General features: G+C 75.6%; 18 protein-coding genes. 11 read left to right on the top strand and 7 right to left on the bottom strand.

Annotated elements, in window-relative coordinates; genetic code table 11:
* Window positions 1-127: 127 nt before the first annotated feature.
* Window positions 128-769 carry an L-threonylcarbamoyladenylate synthase gene (locus ACZ5OX_RS37625; protein ID WP_465636493.1) on the bottom strand — a complete coding sequence of 214 codons (642 nt, stop codon included), beginning with the start codon at window positions 767-769 and terminating at the stop codon, window positions 128-130.
* Between the two features lie 255 nt (window positions 770-1,024).
* On the opposite strand from ACZ5OX_RS37625, the gene ACZ5OX_RS37630 reads away from it, so the two are divergent.
* On the top strand, window positions 1,025-1,378 hold the full coding sequence (locus ACZ5OX_RS37630; RefSeq protein WP_465636495.1) for a hypothetical protein: 354 nt from the start codon (window positions 1,025-1,027) through the stop codon (window positions 1,376-1,378).
* Between the two features lie 65 nt (window positions 1,379-1,443).
* Here ACZ5OX_RS37630 and ACZ5OX_RS37635 read toward each other — a convergent pair whose 3' ends face one another.
* The 3 genes from ACZ5OX_RS37635 to ACZ5OX_RS37645 all read right to left on the bottom strand — a co-directional run bounded on the left by ACZ5OX_RS37635 (window position 1,444) and on the right by ACZ5OX_RS37645 (window position 4,553).
* On the bottom strand, window positions 1,444-1,599 hold the full coding sequence (locus ACZ5OX_RS37635) for a DUF6131 family protein (protein WP_449790889.1): 156 nt from the start codon (window positions 1,597-1,599) through the stop codon (window positions 1,444-1,446).
* A 179-nt stretch (window positions 1,600-1,778) separates the two neighbouring features.
* Window positions 1,779-3,302 (bottom strand): threonine/serine exporter family protein, encoded by a 1,524-nt coding sequence (locus ACZ5OX_RS37640; RefSeq protein ID WP_465636497.1) that lies wholly within the window; start codon window positions 3,300-3,302, stop codon window positions 1,779-1,781.
* A gap of 579 nt (window positions 3,303-3,881) precedes the next feature.
* On the bottom strand, window positions 3,882-4,553 hold the full coding sequence (locus tag ACZ5OX_RS37645) for a TetR/AcrR family transcriptional regulator (protein ID WP_465636499.1): 672 nt from the start codon (window positions 4,551-4,553) through the stop codon (window positions 3,882-3,884).
* 192 nt (window positions 4,554-4,745) lie between these two features.
* Between ACZ5OX_RS37645 and ACZ5OX_RS37650 the strand changes: the two genes are divergently transcribed.
* Both ACZ5OX_RS37650 and ACZ5OX_RS37655 read left to right on the top strand, forming a co-directional pair.
* The gene (locus ACZ5OX_RS37650; protein WP_465636501.1) at window positions 4,746-5,369 is read left to right on the top strand and encodes an SRPBCC family protein; all 624 of its coding nucleotides are present in this window, start codon (window positions 4,746-4,748) and stop codon (window positions 5,367-5,369) included.
* Between the two features lie 139 nt (window positions 5,370-5,508).
* Window positions 5,509-5,694, top strand: a complete 186-nt coding sequence (locus ACZ5OX_RS37655) for a hypothetical protein (RefSeq protein WP_449790887.1) — start codon at window positions 5,509-5,511, stop codon at window positions 5,692-5,694.
* 61 nt (window positions 5,695-5,755) lie between these two features.
* Here the strand turns inward: ACZ5OX_RS37655 and ACZ5OX_RS37660 are convergent, their stop codons facing one another.
* The gene (locus ACZ5OX_RS37660) at window positions 5,756-7,159 is read right to left on the bottom strand and encodes an FAD-dependent monooxygenase (protein ID WP_465636522.1); all 1,404 of its coding nucleotides are present in this window, start codon (window positions 7,157-7,159) and stop codon (window positions 5,756-5,758) included.
* Between the two features lie 85 nt (window positions 7,160-7,244).
* Here ACZ5OX_RS37660 and ACZ5OX_RS37665 point away from each other — a divergent pair, with 85 nt between their 5' ends.
* The 5 genes from ACZ5OX_RS37665 (at window position 7,245) to ACZ5OX_RS37685 (ending at window position 10,257) form a co-directional block, all read left to right on the top strand.
* A complete protein-coding gene (locus ACZ5OX_RS37665) occupies window positions 7,245-7,901 on the top strand; it encodes a TetR/AcrR family transcriptional regulator C-terminal domain-containing protein (protein ID WP_465636503.1) in 657 nt (218 codons plus the stop codon).
* A 285-nt stretch (window positions 7,902-8,186) separates the two neighbouring features.
* On the top strand, window positions 8,187-8,648 hold the full coding sequence (locus tag ACZ5OX_RS37670) for a hypothetical protein (protein WP_465636505.1): 462 nt from the start codon (window positions 8,187-8,189) through the stop codon (window positions 8,646-8,648).
* Between the two features lie 142 nt (window positions 8,649-8,790).
* Window positions 8,791-9,249, top strand: a complete 459-nt coding sequence (locus tag ACZ5OX_RS37675) for a DUF6343 family protein (RefSeq protein WP_465636507.1) — start codon at window positions 8,791-8,793, stop codon at window positions 9,247-9,249.
* A 146-nt stretch (window positions 9,250-9,395) separates the two neighbouring features.
* Window positions 9,396-9,833 carry a CBS domain-containing protein gene (locus ACZ5OX_RS37680; protein ID WP_465636509.1) on the top strand — a complete coding sequence of 146 codons (438 nt, stop codon included), beginning with the start codon at window positions 9,396-9,398 and terminating at the stop codon, window positions 9,831-9,833.
* Window positions 9,834-10,029: 196 nt separating this feature from the next.
* On the top strand, window positions 10,030-10,257 hold the full coding sequence (locus tag ACZ5OX_RS37685; protein WP_449790882.1) for a hypothetical protein: 228 nt from the start codon (window positions 10,030-10,032) through the stop codon (window positions 10,255-10,257).
* 84 nt (window positions 10,258-10,341) lie between these two features.
* Here ACZ5OX_RS37685 and ACZ5OX_RS37690 read toward each other — a convergent pair whose 3' ends face one another.
* The gene (locus ACZ5OX_RS37690) at window positions 10,342-10,578 is read right to left on the bottom strand and encodes a DUF6296 family protein (protein WP_465636511.1); all 237 of its coding nucleotides are present in this window, start codon (window positions 10,576-10,578) and stop codon (window positions 10,342-10,344) included.
* A gap of 252 nt (window positions 10,579-10,830) precedes the next feature.
* On the opposite strand from ACZ5OX_RS37690, the gene ACZ5OX_RS37695 reads away from it, so the two are divergent.
* Window positions 10,831-12,081, top strand: coding sequence for an AI-2E family transporter (locus ACZ5OX_RS37695; protein ID WP_465636513.1), 1,251 nt, complete (start codon window positions 10,831-10,833; stop codon window positions 12,079-12,081).
* Here ACZ5OX_RS37695 and ACZ5OX_RS37700 read toward each other — a convergent pair.
* Complete coding sequence (locus ACZ5OX_RS37700; protein ID WP_465636515.1) at window positions 11,983-12,306, bottom strand: DUF3040 domain-containing protein; 324 nt, start codon at window positions 12,304-12,306, stop codon at window positions 11,983-11,985. The genes ACZ5OX_RS37695 and ACZ5OX_RS37700 overlap by 99 nt on opposite strands.
* 184 nt (window positions 12,307-12,490) lie before the next feature.
* Here ACZ5OX_RS37700 and ACZ5OX_RS37705 point away from each other — a divergent pair, with 184 nt between their 5' ends.
* Both ACZ5OX_RS37705 and ACZ5OX_RS37710 read left to right on the top strand, forming a co-directional pair.
* Window positions 12,491-12,826, top strand: a complete 336-nt coding sequence (locus ACZ5OX_RS37705; RefSeq protein WP_465636516.1) for a GNAT family N-acetyltransferase — start codon at window positions 12,491-12,493, stop codon at window positions 12,824-12,826.
* Window positions 12,827-12,965: 139 nt separating this feature from the next.
* The gene (locus ACZ5OX_RS37710; RefSeq protein ID WP_465636518.1) at window positions 12,966-13,700 is read left to right on the top strand and encodes a sigma 54 modulation/S30EA ribosomal C-terminal domain-containing protein; all 735 of its coding nucleotides are present in this window, start codon (window positions 12,966-12,968) and stop codon (window positions 13,698-13,700) included.
* Window positions 13,701-13,844 lie beyond the last annotated feature (144 nt).

The raw sequence follows: 13,844 nt of genomic DNA on the forward strand, positions 1-13,844 counted from the left end.
CCCCGGAACGGCGGAGGGCCCGCCCTCGGACGCCATCGCCGACCCTAGCGGCGGCGGCCCCGGCGGCCGGGGCGCCACGCGGTACCTTCGACCGGGTGGCGCCGCCGTCCCCGGGGGCGCGCCGGGCTCAGCGCTCCCGCAGGTCGGGGACCACCTCGCGCAGGCGCTCGGCGCCGATCGCGCCCGCCCGCAGCAGGACCGGCACCTCGCCGGTGATGTCCACGATCGAGGAGGGCACGGCGGCCGCGGTCCGGCCGCCGTCGAGGTAGACGGCCACCGAGTCGCCGAGCATGCCCTGGGCGGCGTCGCAGTCCTGCGGCGAGTCCTGCCCGGTCAGGTTCGCGCTGGAGACGGCCAAGGGCCCGGTGGCTTCGAGCAGTTCGATGGCGACCGGGTGCGCGGGCATCCGCACCGCGACCGTCCCGCCGGTCTCGCCGAGGTCCAGCTCGACCGACGCCAGGTGGCGGGCGACCACCGTCAGCCCGCCCGGCCAGAACTCCTTGACCAGGTCCCGCGCGCGCTCCGTCACCTCGACCAGCCCGTCCAGCGCCTCCGGGGAGCCGACCAGCACCGGCGAGGGCATGTTCCGCCCCCGGCCCTTGGCCCGCAGCAGGCGGTCGACCGCCTCCGGTGCGAAGGCGTCCGCGCCGACTCCGTACACGGTGTCCGTGGGCAGCACCACGAGCTCACCGCGGCGCACCGCGGCCACGGCCTCGCGCAGCCCGGCCGCGCGCTCGGACGGGTTCGAGCAGTCAAAACGACGAGTCATCAGGGGTCTCCACCGGCGGGCCGCCGGCCCGCACCGTTCCTCCGGCCCGGCCACCTCTCCGGCCGGACACGCCCTGGTCAGCCTACCCTTCCCGGGCCCACGGCCCGGCGGCGGTGGGTGCCCACCCTTGCCGGGTCCGCGGCCCGGCGCGGCGGGTGCCTCCCCCTCGGCCGCTCGGGTGGCGCGCGACGGCGGCGCCGCACCGGGCCGTCCTCCCCGGGGGCGGGTACCGGCGGCCGGACGTAGGTTGCCGACATGACCAGTGACGAGACGGTCCCGGCCGTGGGAGTGCGCCCGGTGGACGAGGTGTTCGCCGCGATCGACAAGGTCAACCGGCGGCCCCGGCCCTGGAGCGGCTTCGAGCACGGCGTGCTCGGCGCCTACCGGTGGGCCGCCGGCGCCCAGGTCGCGGCGCCGGTCACCGCCGCCGCCACGGCCGCAGCCACCGACGGCGCCACCGGCCCGTGCCACGCCCAGCTGCTGGCCGAGTGCCAGGCCGCCGCCGTCCACCTCCACCGGGTCCGCGCCCAGGGCTCGGACCACAGCTACGTGCTCGGCGTCCACCGGGCACTGGCCTGGCTCTGCGGACTGCACGAGGACCGCCCCTGAACGGGGCGGGACCCGGGGCTCACGGCCCTGAACGGCACACGGCGCTGAACAACGGTCAGCCCCGGTCAGTAGTAGTGGCGGCGGCCACCGACAGCGTGTCCGAGCGCCCCGGCGACCCACAGGATCAGACCGATGGCGACCAGCACGATGCCGATGGTCCAGAGGATCGAGATGCCGGTGACGAAACCGACGATGAGCAGGATGACGCCGAGGATAATCACGAGGGTCTCCCGGGTTGACGAGTGGCTGGTGACGGGGGCGGTCCTCGTCGGCTCGAACCGGCCGGGCCGTTCCCCGGGAACCGGACCGGTCTCGCCCGGCCCGTCTCCACACACGCGTGTACCGCGGTACGGCTGAGGCAAACCGGGCGGCCACTCCCCTCAGCGCCGGTGGCGGCCACTCAGCGCCGGTGGCGGCCGCCCCGGCGGCGGGGCGGGGCGGCCACCCGGGGTGCGGGCAGGAAGAGCCGGGCCAGCTCACGGCCCAGGTTGACGCCGATGGCGAGGGCCATCGCCACCGCGCCGGCCCGGCCGATGAGGCTCAGCCCGGCCTCGGGCTCGCCCCGGACGAAGGCGAGCATCCCGAAGTACAGCACCGAGCCCGGCAACAGCGGGCCCAGTGCGGCGGTGATGTGCGGCAGCGCTGAGCTGCCCCGGCAGCGCGCCATGAGCTGGCCGGAGAGGCCCACCAGCCCGGCGGCCAGGCCGGTGGCCAGGATCGGCTCGCCGCCCGCGTTCACCAGCACCCCGTACGTGGTCCAGCCGGCCGCGCTGTTCAGCAGGACCGCCGGCAGCGTGGCCGGCTCGGTGTTCAGCAGGACGGCGAACGCCAGGGTGAGCAGCACCGCGGCGGCGAGCTGCAGCGGCGGGTTCACCGCCCCGGGCGGGACGTCCTGGGCGGCGAGGTCGGCGCCGTTGTTGACGCCGACGTAGAGCACCGTCATCACCCCGATGACCACGCCGGCCATCAGGTACAGCGCCTCGAGCAGCCGGGCGGCGGCGGTGAGGTAGAAGCCCGCCAGGCCGTCCTGGGCCGCGGCCACCATGGGCCACCCGGGCAGCAGCGCGTACAGCCCTCCGGTGATCACCACCGAGCCGCGCAGGTGCAGCCCGTTGAACGAGAGCAGGATGCCGATCACGGCGGCGGGCACCGCCGCCACCACGAACTGGTAGAACGCCGGGAGGTCGTGGCGTGCCACCAGCGCCGAGCACCGCTCGCCCGTCAGCGCGGCGACGACGGCGCTGGCGAACACCAGCCAGGCCCGGGCGTCGGCCCGGCCGCCGATCAGCAGGGTGGCGGCCCCGGCCATCCCCCCGCAGGAGAGCACGAACAGCCGCCCGGAGTAGCGGCGGCTGTTCCGGCGGGCCGCCAGCAGCTGTCGGTGCGCCTCGGGGACGGTCATCCCGCCCACGGCGATCCCGGTGACCAGCCGGAACACGGCGGCCAGCCGCGCGTAGTCGACGGACGGGCGGCGGACGGAGCACTCGGCCGTCAGCGAGGGCTCCGACGGCCCGGGCTGGTACGAGATCGCCACCCGGGTGAAGGTGACCTGCGGGTCGCACGGGTGGAGCCGGTAGGCGTGGGCGACGGCCAGCATGGCGGCCTCGACGTCCTCCGCCGCCTCGCCGCTGGCCAGCAGCAGCTCGCCGACCAGCAGCGCGAGGTCCAGCACCTGAGCCGGCTCGACACCCGCCGGCGGATCCGCGCCGGCGCCCTCCGGCGCGGGCCGCCGGTCGGCCGTCGGGGTGCGCAGCAGCGGCAGCATCATGTCGGACCAGGGTGCCGCGGCGGCGTCACCCTCGGGGCCTGGACGGGCTCCCGGCTCGCGCCGTCCGGGCGCTGGGGCCTGGGGCGGCACCCGTTCGGGCCGGGTGGGGTGTCCTTCCGGGCCGGCGGGCGCGCCGAGCTGCTCGTGTTCCGTCATCGCGACTCCCTGACCCCACCCCCTCCGTCACCATCGTGCAGCCCTTCCACTACCCGGAGTGACGGTGCGACGAACGCGCCACACCCGGCACACCCGTCCGAACCGGAGCACGACCGGCCGTACACGCCCCGTCGCCCCGCGCGTGCCGACCTCGGCGGCCGCGAGGCGGGTCGGTCGGCGGCCCCCGGGCGGGCCACCGGAGGGCCTCGCGGTCGGATTCGCGACGGCTGCGGCGGGTACACGCGATTGCGCGACGACCCGAACGCCGCTCGAAGACGAACAAGCGCCGGCCGGCCCACGCGCTCGGCCGCCGAGCGGCGCGTGCCACCCGAGGAGGTGCCCCGATGACCGTCCCGATGCCCCCCGATCCGGACACCCGGCCGATACCCGGCCCCGACCCGACGCCGGGGCCGGGCGGGCCCGATCCGGCGCCGCCGCCGATCCCGCCCTTCCCGCCGCCGGAGCCGATTCCGGACCCCGATCCGGCACCGCCTCCGCAGCCGCACCCCGGGCAGGCCTGACGGCGCCGCCCGGCCTGCCCGGCGCCGGCGAGCGGCCCGCTCGGACCCGCGGCGGCCGTCAGAACCCGGGGGCCAGCAGGCCGTCCAGTTCGGCTTCGAAGAGCAGCGCGGGGCGGAAGCCCATGCCGGTGAAGTGCCCGGCGAGTTCCAGTGACAGCACCCCGTGCAGGCGGGTCCAGAAGGCCAGGAAGCGGTGCAGCACCTCGGGCGTCGCCGGTTCCTCGCCGGCCCAGTCCCGGTGGCCCAGCAGGTGGGAGGTGAACGCCGCCTCCTGGACGTCCGGGGCCCGCGGCCCGGTCGGGGCGAGCGCAGCGCAGGCGTCGACCAGCGTCCGCATCGCCTCGTCGGCGATGGCGGTGGTGTCCGCGGGCGCGTGGTAGCCGGGCACGGGGGTGCCGTAGACCAGGAAGTACCGCTGGGGGTCGGCCAGGGCCCAGCCGCGCAGGGCGTGGGCGAGCCCGGCCAGGTCGGCGCCCTCGGCGGCGGCCGTGCCGAGGGTGTCGGCGAGGCTGCGGTACGCGTCCCGGACGAGTTCGGTGATCAGCTCGTCACGGCCGGCGAAGTAGCGGTAGAGCGCGGGGCCGCTCATGCCCATCCGTTTGGCGATCGCGTTGACGGACAGCGCCGAGGCGCCGGCCGTGGCGATCTGCTCCCAGGCGTGCGCCTTGATCTCCTCGCGCACCTGGGCCCGGTAGCGCTCGCGCGGGGTGTCCGCGCCCGTTGTCGCCATGGCCTTCGCCCGCTCCCCGCTTCGCTCGACTAGATGCTCACGCTTCCGTTAGAAGGTATCACTGCACTGGTTGACCGCTCACCGCTCTCGGAGTTACAACTTCTAACGAAGGCGTGAGTCTCTAGCTCGCGACGACCGCACCGAACGCGCCGACCGCGCCGCCCCGGCGGCCGCCCGTGAATGGGGAGTCCCATGTCCGCCACCCGCAGCAGCGGCATCCGCACCGCCCTCCTGACCGTCCCGCTCGCCCTCGGCCTGCTCGGCGCCGCGGTGGCGCCGGCCGGGGCCGCCACCGGCCACCGCGCCGGCTCCTCGCTCACCTGCCACGGGGCGGGCGTCGACCCGTCCGCCCGGGTCCGCCACCGGACCGAGACGCTGATCCACGCACCGCTGCGGACGGTCTGGCGACTCCAGACCGACGTGGCGCGCTGGCCCGACTGGCAGGCCGTGGTGCGCAGCGCCGAGCGCCTCGACGGCGGCCCGCTGCGTGCCGGGTCGGCATTCCGGTGGACCACCCCGCTGCCGCCGAACCCCGCGTCGACCGACCCCACCCTGGAGATCACCTCCACCGTCCGGCAGCTGCGACCGGGCTCCTGCCTCCGCTGGACCGGCCCGGCGGTCGCGACCGGGCTGCGGATCGACGGCGTGCACGTGTGGAACTTCACCGAGGTGCCCGGCGGCGTCCTGGTGCGCACCGAGGAGACCCACACCGGCCCCCGGGTCGACGCGAACGTCCCCGCCGCCACCGAGATCCTCCGCCAGGGCCTCGAGGGCTGGCTGCACGATCTGAGGACCGCCGCCGAGTCCGGCGCGTAGAGGAGTCGCCGGACCTGACCGATGGGTCGGCGGGCCGGCGGGCCCGGCAGTCGGGCCCGGCGCATGGAAGCCCACAGCCCGGGCAGACGCCGCACCGGGCCCGCTGTCGGACTCCCGTCGACGCGAGGAGGCGGACGCCATGAGCGACCAGCACGCACCCGTCCCCCGGGACCCTCCGGTTCCGGTCGAGACCCCCGAGTCCCGGATGACCGGCGAGGGCTCGCCACCGCCCGCGCACGAGGAGGAGAAGGGGCCCCGGGACGGCCCCGAGTTCGAGATCACCGAACCGGCCCACGACCCTGGCCGGCACGAGCCGCCGGACTGAGCGACTGCCGTACCCGGCAGCCCTGGTGGCCGCCCCGGTCCGCCCCCGGTCGGGCGCCCGGTCAGGGGGCGAGCAGTCCCTGTCGGCCCGCGTAGGCCGCGAGGCCGTCCGCCGTCGCGCCGGCCCAGCCGACGTACCCGTCCGGCCGGACCAGGAACACACCAGTGCCGTACGCCTCGTAGGCCGGGATGCGGACCACCGGGGCGGTGAGGGCGGGCAGCGGGGCGTCCGTGCCGACGGTGAGCAGCGTCCAGTGCGGCCCGCGGAAGGCGTCGAACAGCCGGGTTCCGCCCCGGCGGCCGTCCGGCGCGCGGTCGCCGGCTCGCAGCGCGTCCGCCGGAAGATCCGGTCGGGTCTCCACGGAGAGCGCGGACTCCCGGTAGCCGACGCCGAGTTGCTGGGTCGCCCGGCCGCGGCGCTGCTCGCCGCGGTGCACCCGGGTGGACAGCGCCAGCATCTGCGCCGCGTTGGCGCGGCGTTCCTCCTGGTAGGTGTCCAGCAGTTCCCCGCCCGCTCGGCCGGCCAGCACCGCGGCCAGCTTCCAGCCCAGGTTGTAGGCGTCCTGGACGCTGGTGTTCAGCCCCTGCCCGCCAGCCGGCGAGTGGACGTGGGCGGCGTCGCCCGCGAGGAACACCCGGCCCGCGCGGAAGCGGTCGGCGAGCGCCGCGCGCGGGCGGAACTCGGAGATCCAGCGCAGTTCGGTGACCTGCTCGGCGGTCAGGTGGGAGCGGGCCGCGACCAGCTCGCGCAGTCCGTCGAAGGTGTGGTCGACGACCGTCCCCTCGGGGAACCCGGCGACCAGCTGGAAGTCCTCGGTGCCGCCGAGCGGGCAGATCGCCAGCAGCCCCTCCTCGGCCGGGAACACGTGCCAGTGGTCGCGGCCCAGCCCGTCGACCCGGACGTCCGCGACCAGCATCGGGGCGGGGTCGACGGTCTCGCCGGTCATCCCGATGCCGAGCAGCCGCCGCACCGTCGAGCGCCCGCCGTCCGCCGCGACGAGGTACCGCGCCCGGACCGGGCCGCCGGTGGCGAACTCGGCGGTCACGCCCTCCTCGTCCTGCGCCAGGCCGACCAGCTCGCGCCCGAACGCGACCTCGCTGCCCAGCTCGCGCAGCCGCCCGTACAGCACCTGCTGGGTGCGCCACTGGGGCAGCATCAGCGTCTCGGTGTACGGCTCGGCCTCGGAGGGCTCGGTCGGGTCGTACATCGACTGCTCGCCCTGCGGTTCTCCGTCCTGCCAGAACAGGGTGGGCGGGTAGGGGCCGGCCAGCGCGCGGACCCGGTCGAGCACGCCGAGGTCGTCGAGCACCTCCAGCGTGCGCGGCTGCAGGCCCTTGCCGCGCGAGCCGGGGAAGAGTTCCGTGCCTCGCTCGGCCAGGAGGGCGGTGACGCCGTGCCGGGCGAGGTCCACCGCCAGGGCGAGTCCGGTAGGGCCGGCGCCGATGACCAGGACGTCCGTGTGCATGCCGCGAGAAGTCACGGCAACCTCCTTAACGTTGTTAAGTAGCCGTTGCCGACAGCCTGCACTTAACGGCGTTAAGCTGTCAATCGTGACCTCGCAGAGAACGCAGAGAACCCCCAAGCTCGACCGCGGCCAGGTCGTCGACGCCGCCCTGGACCTCTTGAACGAGGCAGGTCTGGACGGCCTGACGCTGCGCGCCATCGCCGCCCGGCTCGACGTCAAGGCGCCCGCGCTGTACTGGCACTTCAAGGACAAGCAGGCGCTGCTGGACGAGATGGCGACGGAGATGATGCGCCGGATGACCAGCCGGGTGGGGGAAGTCCGACGGGGCGACTGGCGGGAGGCCTGCCTGACGACCATGCGCACCCTGCGCGCCGAGCTGCTGCGCTACCGCGACGGCGCGAAGGTCTACAGCGGCGCCCGGTTCACCGACACGAGTTACGCGGCGGGCCTGGACGCCTCGCTGCGCGTGCTGGTCGAGGCCGGCTTCACCCCGGCCGCCGCCGCCCGGGCCTGGCAGACCGCCTACAGCTACACCATCGGCTACGTCATCGAGGAGCAGGCGATGGGCCCCAACCCCTTCGACGGCGAGGAGGGCTACGACGTGGACGCCCGCGCCGAGCGCCTGGCCGCCCACCCGCTGGCGGCCGAATCGGGCCGGGTGATGTTCCAGGACTTCGATGAGGGCTTCGAACAGGGCCTGGCGGCGGTGCTCGCCGGGGTCGAGGCCACCCTGCTCGGCTGAGAACGGAACCGCCGGACCCGTACGGGGCCCGGCGGTGTCCGCATCGCGCAGGAGCGGTCAGACGGTGATGAACTCGCCCACCCGCAGCGCCCGCCGCACGATCGGTCGTGGATCGCAGGCCGGGCCACGCCCCGCTGAACAGCGGCCGAATCCGACGGACGACGCCGGGGCGGCGCCCCCGTCCCAGCCGGTGCGCCCGGAGTGCGTGCCCCCACGGACCGGCCGTAGAACGGAAGGGGAGCACTCCCGCCGGCGAGTGCCGCCGGGACGGAGGAGGTGGCTGCGATGGGACTGCCCCTGGCGGCCGGACACGTGCTGGTACGGCTCGGCGAGGGCCCGCAGGACGCGGCCGAGGCGGTGCTCGACGCGCTGGAGGCCGCCTTCCCGACCCACACCGGGCGCGGCCGGACCCTGATCGGCAACGCCTGGGAGGATCCCCCCACCGTGACCTCGGAGGGCGTCAGGGTGGTCGCCGAACCCCGGATCCGCCGCACCCCCACCGCCCCCGCGCCGAGCCCGCCGGCGAGCCTCTCCCAGTCCTTCGACGCCCACCGGGCGGGCTCGCCGGGGCCGCCGGTCGCGCTGTCCGGCGGGCTCGCCGCCGATCTGCTCGGCGGTCCCGAGGACGTCGAGCGGGTGCTGCGCGCACTCGTCACCCTCTGCCGGACGCGCGAGGAGGGCCGCGAGCGGCAGGGGCCCCAGCTGGCGGTCCGGCTGCGGCTCGACCCGCGCGACCGACGCGGCTGAGCGCCCACCGACGCGTGCCGACGCGACTGAGCGCCCACCGGCGTGTGTCGACGCGACTGAGCGCTCACCCGCGTGTGCCGACGCCGGGCCCGGGTAGGCGCGCCGACGGAACACAACCGGCTGACTCCGTTCGGGGGCCGTCATGGCCGTACAGCGCAGACCAGGCAAGCAGCACGGGAAAGCGGCGCACCGCCCGAGCGGCGAGCGCCACGACTTCCCGCACACCTCACAGGGCCCCGGCCGGACGACGCCACAACTCCGGCCCCAGAAGACGGTGCGCCGGGGCACCGAGCCGGTGACCGCCCGCTCCGACCTGGAGCTGCGGCGGCTGCTGTCCCGGATCTTCCTGGTGCTGTTCGCCGCCGGGGCGGTGGCCTTCGCCGTACTGGCCGCACTGGCCGCCCCGGGCCCCGTGCCCAACCAGGGCACCTACGCCTTCTTCGCCGCCCTGTGCGGCGGGTTCGCCGCCCTCGCCGGGCTCGACCTGGTGGTGATCAGGCGCCGCCTGGCCGCCGGGCAGGGCCGCGACCGGGGCGATGCCCCGGGCGCGAGGTCAGGGCTCGGCAGTGCGGCGCGGCCGGATGCCGACCGGCGGAGGTGAGCGGGTGCGGCGGTTCCCGGGCCTGAGGTTTTCCCGGGCCTGGGGTGTTCCCGGGTCCGGGGTTTTCTGAGCGCAGGGTTTCCGAACCGCCGCGGCGGGCAGGCGCGGCCTCGCAGGAGACCCGTCCCAGCGCCGAGGAGGGCACCATGACCCGGAAGATCAAGGAGATCATGACCCCCGCCCCGGTCACCGTCCCCCGGCTCGCCTCGGTGCGTGACACGGCCCGCTGGATGCGCGACGCCGCGATCGGCGACGTCCTGGTGGCGGGCGACGACGACCAGGTGTGCGGGCTGGTGACCGACCGCGACCTGGTGGTGCGGGTCCTGGCCGCGGGCAGGGACCCGGACAGCACCCGGGCCGGTGACGTGTGCAGCTCCGAGCTGGTCGGCGTCGGCCCGGACGACGACATCGGGCACGCCGTGGACCTGATGCGACGCCACGCCCTGCGCCGGCTCCCGGTGCTCGAGGACGGCCGGGCGGTGGGCGTCGTCTCGCTCGGCGACCTCGCGACGGACCGGGAGGTGGGGGCGGAGAGCCTGGGCTCCACGCTCTCCGACATCAGCGCCGCCGCGCCGGACACCTGACCGCGCCGGTCCTCGGAGCCCGCACCGCCCGGCCGCCCGTGCCCTCGGTGCCTCGGGTTCCCGGGCAAATCCGGTGGCCGCGCGTCCTAACCGCTTCCGGCCCACAATCATCCCACCGGGTCTGGCCCGGTGGCCGTTCGGCAGACCCCGGGTTTGCATGGACTCACCGAGCCCCCAGCGATCCGGAGGTAGCGCCGTGTACGAGATGTGGGCCGAACATGACCCGGCGGTGACCCCGCCCGCCGTGGTGTGGCACGTCGTGGCGAAGGACGACGCGTCATCCTCGCTCTGCGGACGGTTCCTGGAACCCTCCCAGCGCGTCGTCCCGGCAGCCGACGGCACCGGTTCGGCCGCCGGGCCGGACCGGTACTGCGACCCCTGCCTGGTCACCGTGCGCGAGGCCCTGGCAGCCAGCGCGCGATGACCGTCCCTCGCGACGTCCGCCTCGTCGTCTGCTCTCCTTTACCGCATGCTCAGGTTTCACCGGACGCTCAGGTTCACCGCGTGCTCAGGGCAGCGGCACCGCCGTCAGGCACGGGTGCCGGCTGCCGGTCCGGGAGGCAGCCAGGACGGTGGCCACCCCGCCGGTGATCTCGACGCGGAGGCCGCCGTCCGCGCTTTCCCAGACCAGGCCCCCGTCGGGCCCCACCGTCTGCGTCTCGTGCACGACGACCACATTCAGGGGTGCGTGCCCGCCGATCGGGCCGGGGAGCGTCACCGCGTAGCGGCGCGTGAGGCTTCTCATCTCGGCCTCCTTCTCTCCCACCCTGCGTCATCGATTGTCCCCACGTCCAACCGCTTGTACACGGAGGACCTTGGTCCGCCCGGGGAGACCGATGCCAATCGGCGCGTGTACCCCGGTCCGGCGAGTTCACACACGGGATGCCGGGAATCCCGGTGACCGGATGAGCGGATCGGGTCGCGCCGCAGAGCGAACCGTCGCGGCATGGGTCATCGTGACTGAGAGGAGACCCGGCCGAGCCCGAGGAGACCGCCCGTGGGAGACAACGGCGCCGGACCCGACCGGCGGCCCGCCCCGCTGGGCAGCCGCCGTCCCCGGGTGTCCGCCGGCCGGAGCCGACCGGGAGCGGCGGGCCCCGGCCCGTCCGACCGCGTCCCCTCCGGGCTGCGGACGACGGCCGGGTACACCTGGCGGCTGGCGCTGCTCGGACTCGCCGCCTACCTGGTCGTCTACGTCCTCGCCCGCCTCCAGCTGCCGGTCATCGCCGTGTTCGTGGCACTGGTCATCACCTCCGTGCTACGCCCGCCGGTCGACCTGCTGTCCCGGGTGACGCCGCGCCCACTGGCCGTCCTGCTCTCCTTCCTCGGCACCATCGCGCTCGTCGGCGGGGTGCTGGCGCTGGTCGGTACGACGGTCGTCGACGAATGGACCCGGCTGGGCAACGAGCTGCGCGGCGGCCTCTCCCGGATCGACCACTGGCTCACCGGCGCCCCCTTCCACCTGCGCTCCGGCACCGTCACCGATCTGCGCTCGAAGATCGGCGACTTCATCTCGGCCCACCGCTCCGCCCTGCTCAGCACCGCGCTCAGCGGCGCCGGCCGGGTCGTCGAGCTGGTCACCGGGCTGGCGCTCGCGGTGTTCTGCTCGGTGTTCTTCGTGTACTCCGGTGACCGGATGTGGTCCTGGGCGCAGGAGCAGCTGCCGCCCCGCGGCCGGTCGGCGTGCGACCGCGCCGGTCGCGCCGCCTGGCGAACCTTCGCGGGCTACACCCGGGGGGTGCTGATCGTGGCGGCCTCCAACGCCGTGCTGGTGGGCATCGCGCTGGCGATCCTGGGGGTTCCACTGGTCCTGCCCCTGATGGTGCTGGAGTTCGCGGCGACCCTCGTCCCGCTGATCGGCTCCCCGATCGCGCTGGCGATCGCCGCCGTGGTCGCGCTCGCCGCCCGCGGCCCGTTGATCGCGCTGCTGGTGCTCGCGCTGATCGTGGTCATCGGCCAGATCGAGGGCCACCTGCTGCATCCGCTGGTGCTCAGCTGGTCCGTCCGCATCCACCCGGTGGTCATCGCCGTCTCGGTGGCCGGCGGCGCCGTGCTGGCCGGGGTCCTGGGCGCGGTGGTGGCGGTGCCGGTGGTGGCGGTCGGCTGGGCGGTGCTCACCGAGCTGCGCTCCCGGGGCGGACCCGGCCGCTCACGGGCGCAGCCCCCTGCGGCGGGCGACCTGTCGGGCCACCGCGAGGACGAAGGTCGGCGCCCAGACCAGGGCGAAGCCCACCAGCACGGCGGCTGAGTGCGCGTCGGCGCTGACCAGCAGCAGGCCGGCCGACAGCGCCAGCAACACCGCCGGAACGGCGGACGGCACCCGCGCGGCGACGCCCAGGGCCCTGTCCAGCAGTGGGCCGGGCCGGCGCCGCATGGTGCGCATCGCGCGGTCGAGCCGTTCGTCCGCCCGCAGGTCGTCCTCGATCTCCAGCAGGAGCCTCAGCTCCTCGCGGGAGAGCCCGGGCCCGTCCATGGCCGTCACCTCCGGTCCCCCGGCAGGTAGGCGGCTGCCCGGCCAGGGCGCTCCGTAACACCGGCCGGGCGGCCTCGGGCCGGGATGGCCCGCGGCCCGGTGACCTGGCAGGATTCCCGCTGAACGGTGCCGAAGGAGCCATTCGCCGCTCCTGCGGCACGCCCCGCGACCGAAAGGCCACCCCGTGTCCACTCCCAGCACCGTCGCCGTCGAACGGGCGGACGACCGGAACCGGTACGAGATCTCCGTCGACGGCGAGCTCGCCGGCTTCACCGAGTACCGGGACCACGAGGACCAGCGCGTCTTCTACCACACGGAGATCGACGAGGCCTTCGCCGGCCGGGGCCTCGCCTCGCACCTGGTCCAGGAGGCGCTGACGGACGTGCGCGCAGCGGGGAAGCGGATCGTGCCGATCTGCCCGTACGTCGCCAAGTTCCTGCTGAAGCACGAGGAGTTCGCCGACATCACCGACCCCGTCACCCCGGAGGTCAAGGGCTGGCTGCGCACCCAGCTGTACTGATCCGGCCGCACCGGCTCCCCCGGCCCGCGGCTGGTCCGGGCGGCCCACCGAGGTGGGGCCGTTGGGCCCTGGTCGCGTGGTCGGGTGGCCCGGGATCCTGGTCGCCGGTATGCGCCGACTGGGAGTGGAAGGGCCTGGAATGGGCGAGTTGGTCACGGTGAGGGCGTTCGAGGGGCTGACCGGCGAGGTCCTGGCCGAGGCGCGGGCCCGGGTGGCCGCCGCGGCGGCGGCTCCGGGGGTGGGGACGCTGGTCGAGGCCCTGCGGGTCCGGTTCGCGGCCGTGGCCGGGGGCGTGCTGGCGCAGGTGAACGCCGAGGTCGACGGTCGGCGGATCCGGGTCCAGGAGGCCGCCTCCGGGCTGGGCGACTCGCTGGACCGGGTGAGCGAGGCGCTGCGCGGCAGGATTCGGGCCGTCACCAGAGCCTGGGCGCCGCGCCCCTGGTCGGGCATCCGTACGGCGGCGTCCACCGGCTCGGGCGGCGTGGGCGTCCCCGAGCTCCGGGTGGTCCGGCGCAAGGAGCCCTCGTTGGTCTGGTGCTCGCCGGAGGCCGCCGCCCGGACGATGGACGCGATGGACTACGACATCCACCTGTTCACCGATCCGGCGACCGAGACCGACGCCGTGGTCTACCGGGTCGGGCCGACCGGCTACCGCCTCGCCCGGACCGTCCCCGCCGGGCCGGCGGGCCGCCGCACCTCGCCGATCACCCTCAGCCCCTACGGCGCACCCCGGCTGACGGAGACGCAGGCCGTCGACCGGCTGGCGGGCGCGGAGCTGCCGTTCCTGTTCTTCGCACACCCGGACAGCGGCCGGGGCCGGGTACTCTACCGCCGCTTCGACGGCCGGCTCGGCCTGATCGCCGGGCGCGCCTGACGGCCGCCGGAACCGGGGGGGGGGGGGGGGGGGGGGGGGGGGGGGGGGGGGGGGGGGGGGGGGGGGGGGGGGGGGGGGGGGGGGGGGGGGGGGGGTCGGGGGGGGGGGGGGGGGTGGGGGGGCGGGAGGGTGCGTGGGTCACGG

The sequence above is a fragment of the Kitasatospora sp. NPDC032121 genome, assembly GCF_055580145.1.

Coding starts and splice junctions, on each gene's coding strand:
- ACZ5OX_RS37625 (WP_465636493.1), bottom strand. CDS start 769: ATGACTCGTCGTTTTGACTGCTCGAACCCGTCCGAGCGCGCGGCCGGG.
- ACZ5OX_RS37630 (WP_465636495.1), top strand. CDS start 1,025: ATGACCAGTGACGAGACGGTCCCGGCCGTGGGAGTGCGCCCGGTGGAC.
- ACZ5OX_RS37640 (WP_465636497.1), bottom strand. CDS start 3,302: ATGACGGAACACGAGCAGCTCGGCGCGCCCGCCGGCCCGGAAGGACAC.
- ACZ5OX_RS37645 (WP_465636499.1), bottom strand. CDS start 4,553: ATGGCGACAACGGGCGCGGACACCCCGCGCGAGCGCTACCGGGCCCAG.
- ACZ5OX_RS37650 (WP_465636501.1), top strand. CDS start 4,746: ATGTCCGCCACCCGCAGCAGCGGCATCCGCACCGCCCTCCTGACCGTC.
- ACZ5OX_RS37655 (WP_449790887.1), top strand. CDS start 5,509: ATGAGCGACCAGCACGCACCCGTCCCCCGGGACCCTCCGGTTCCGGTC.
- ACZ5OX_RS37660 (WP_465636522.1), bottom strand. CDS start 7,159: ATGCACACGGACGTCCTGGTCATCGGCGCCGGCCCTACCGGACTCGCC.
- ACZ5OX_RS37670 (WP_465636505.1), top strand. CDS start 8,187: ATGGGACTGCCCCTGGCGGCCGGACACGTGCTGGTACGGCTCGGCGAG.
- ACZ5OX_RS37675 (WP_465636507.1), top strand. CDS start 8,791: ATGGCCGTACAGCGCAGACCAGGCAAGCAGCACGGGAAAGCGGCGCAC.
- ACZ5OX_RS37680 (WP_465636509.1), top strand. CDS start 9,396: ATGACCCGGAAGATCAAGGAGATCATGACCCCCGCCCCGGTCACCGTC.
- ACZ5OX_RS37690 (WP_465636511.1), bottom strand. CDS start 10,578: ATGAGAAGCCTCACGCGCCGCTACGCGGTGACGCTCCCCGGCCCGATC.
- ACZ5OX_RS37700 (WP_465636515.1), bottom strand. CDS start 12,306: ATGGACGGGCCCGGGCTCTCCCGCGAGGAGCTGAGGCTCCTGCTGGAG.
- ACZ5OX_RS37710 (WP_465636518.1), top strand. CDS start 12,966: ATGGGCGAGTTGGTCACGGTGAGGGCGTTCGAGGGGCTGACCGGCGAG.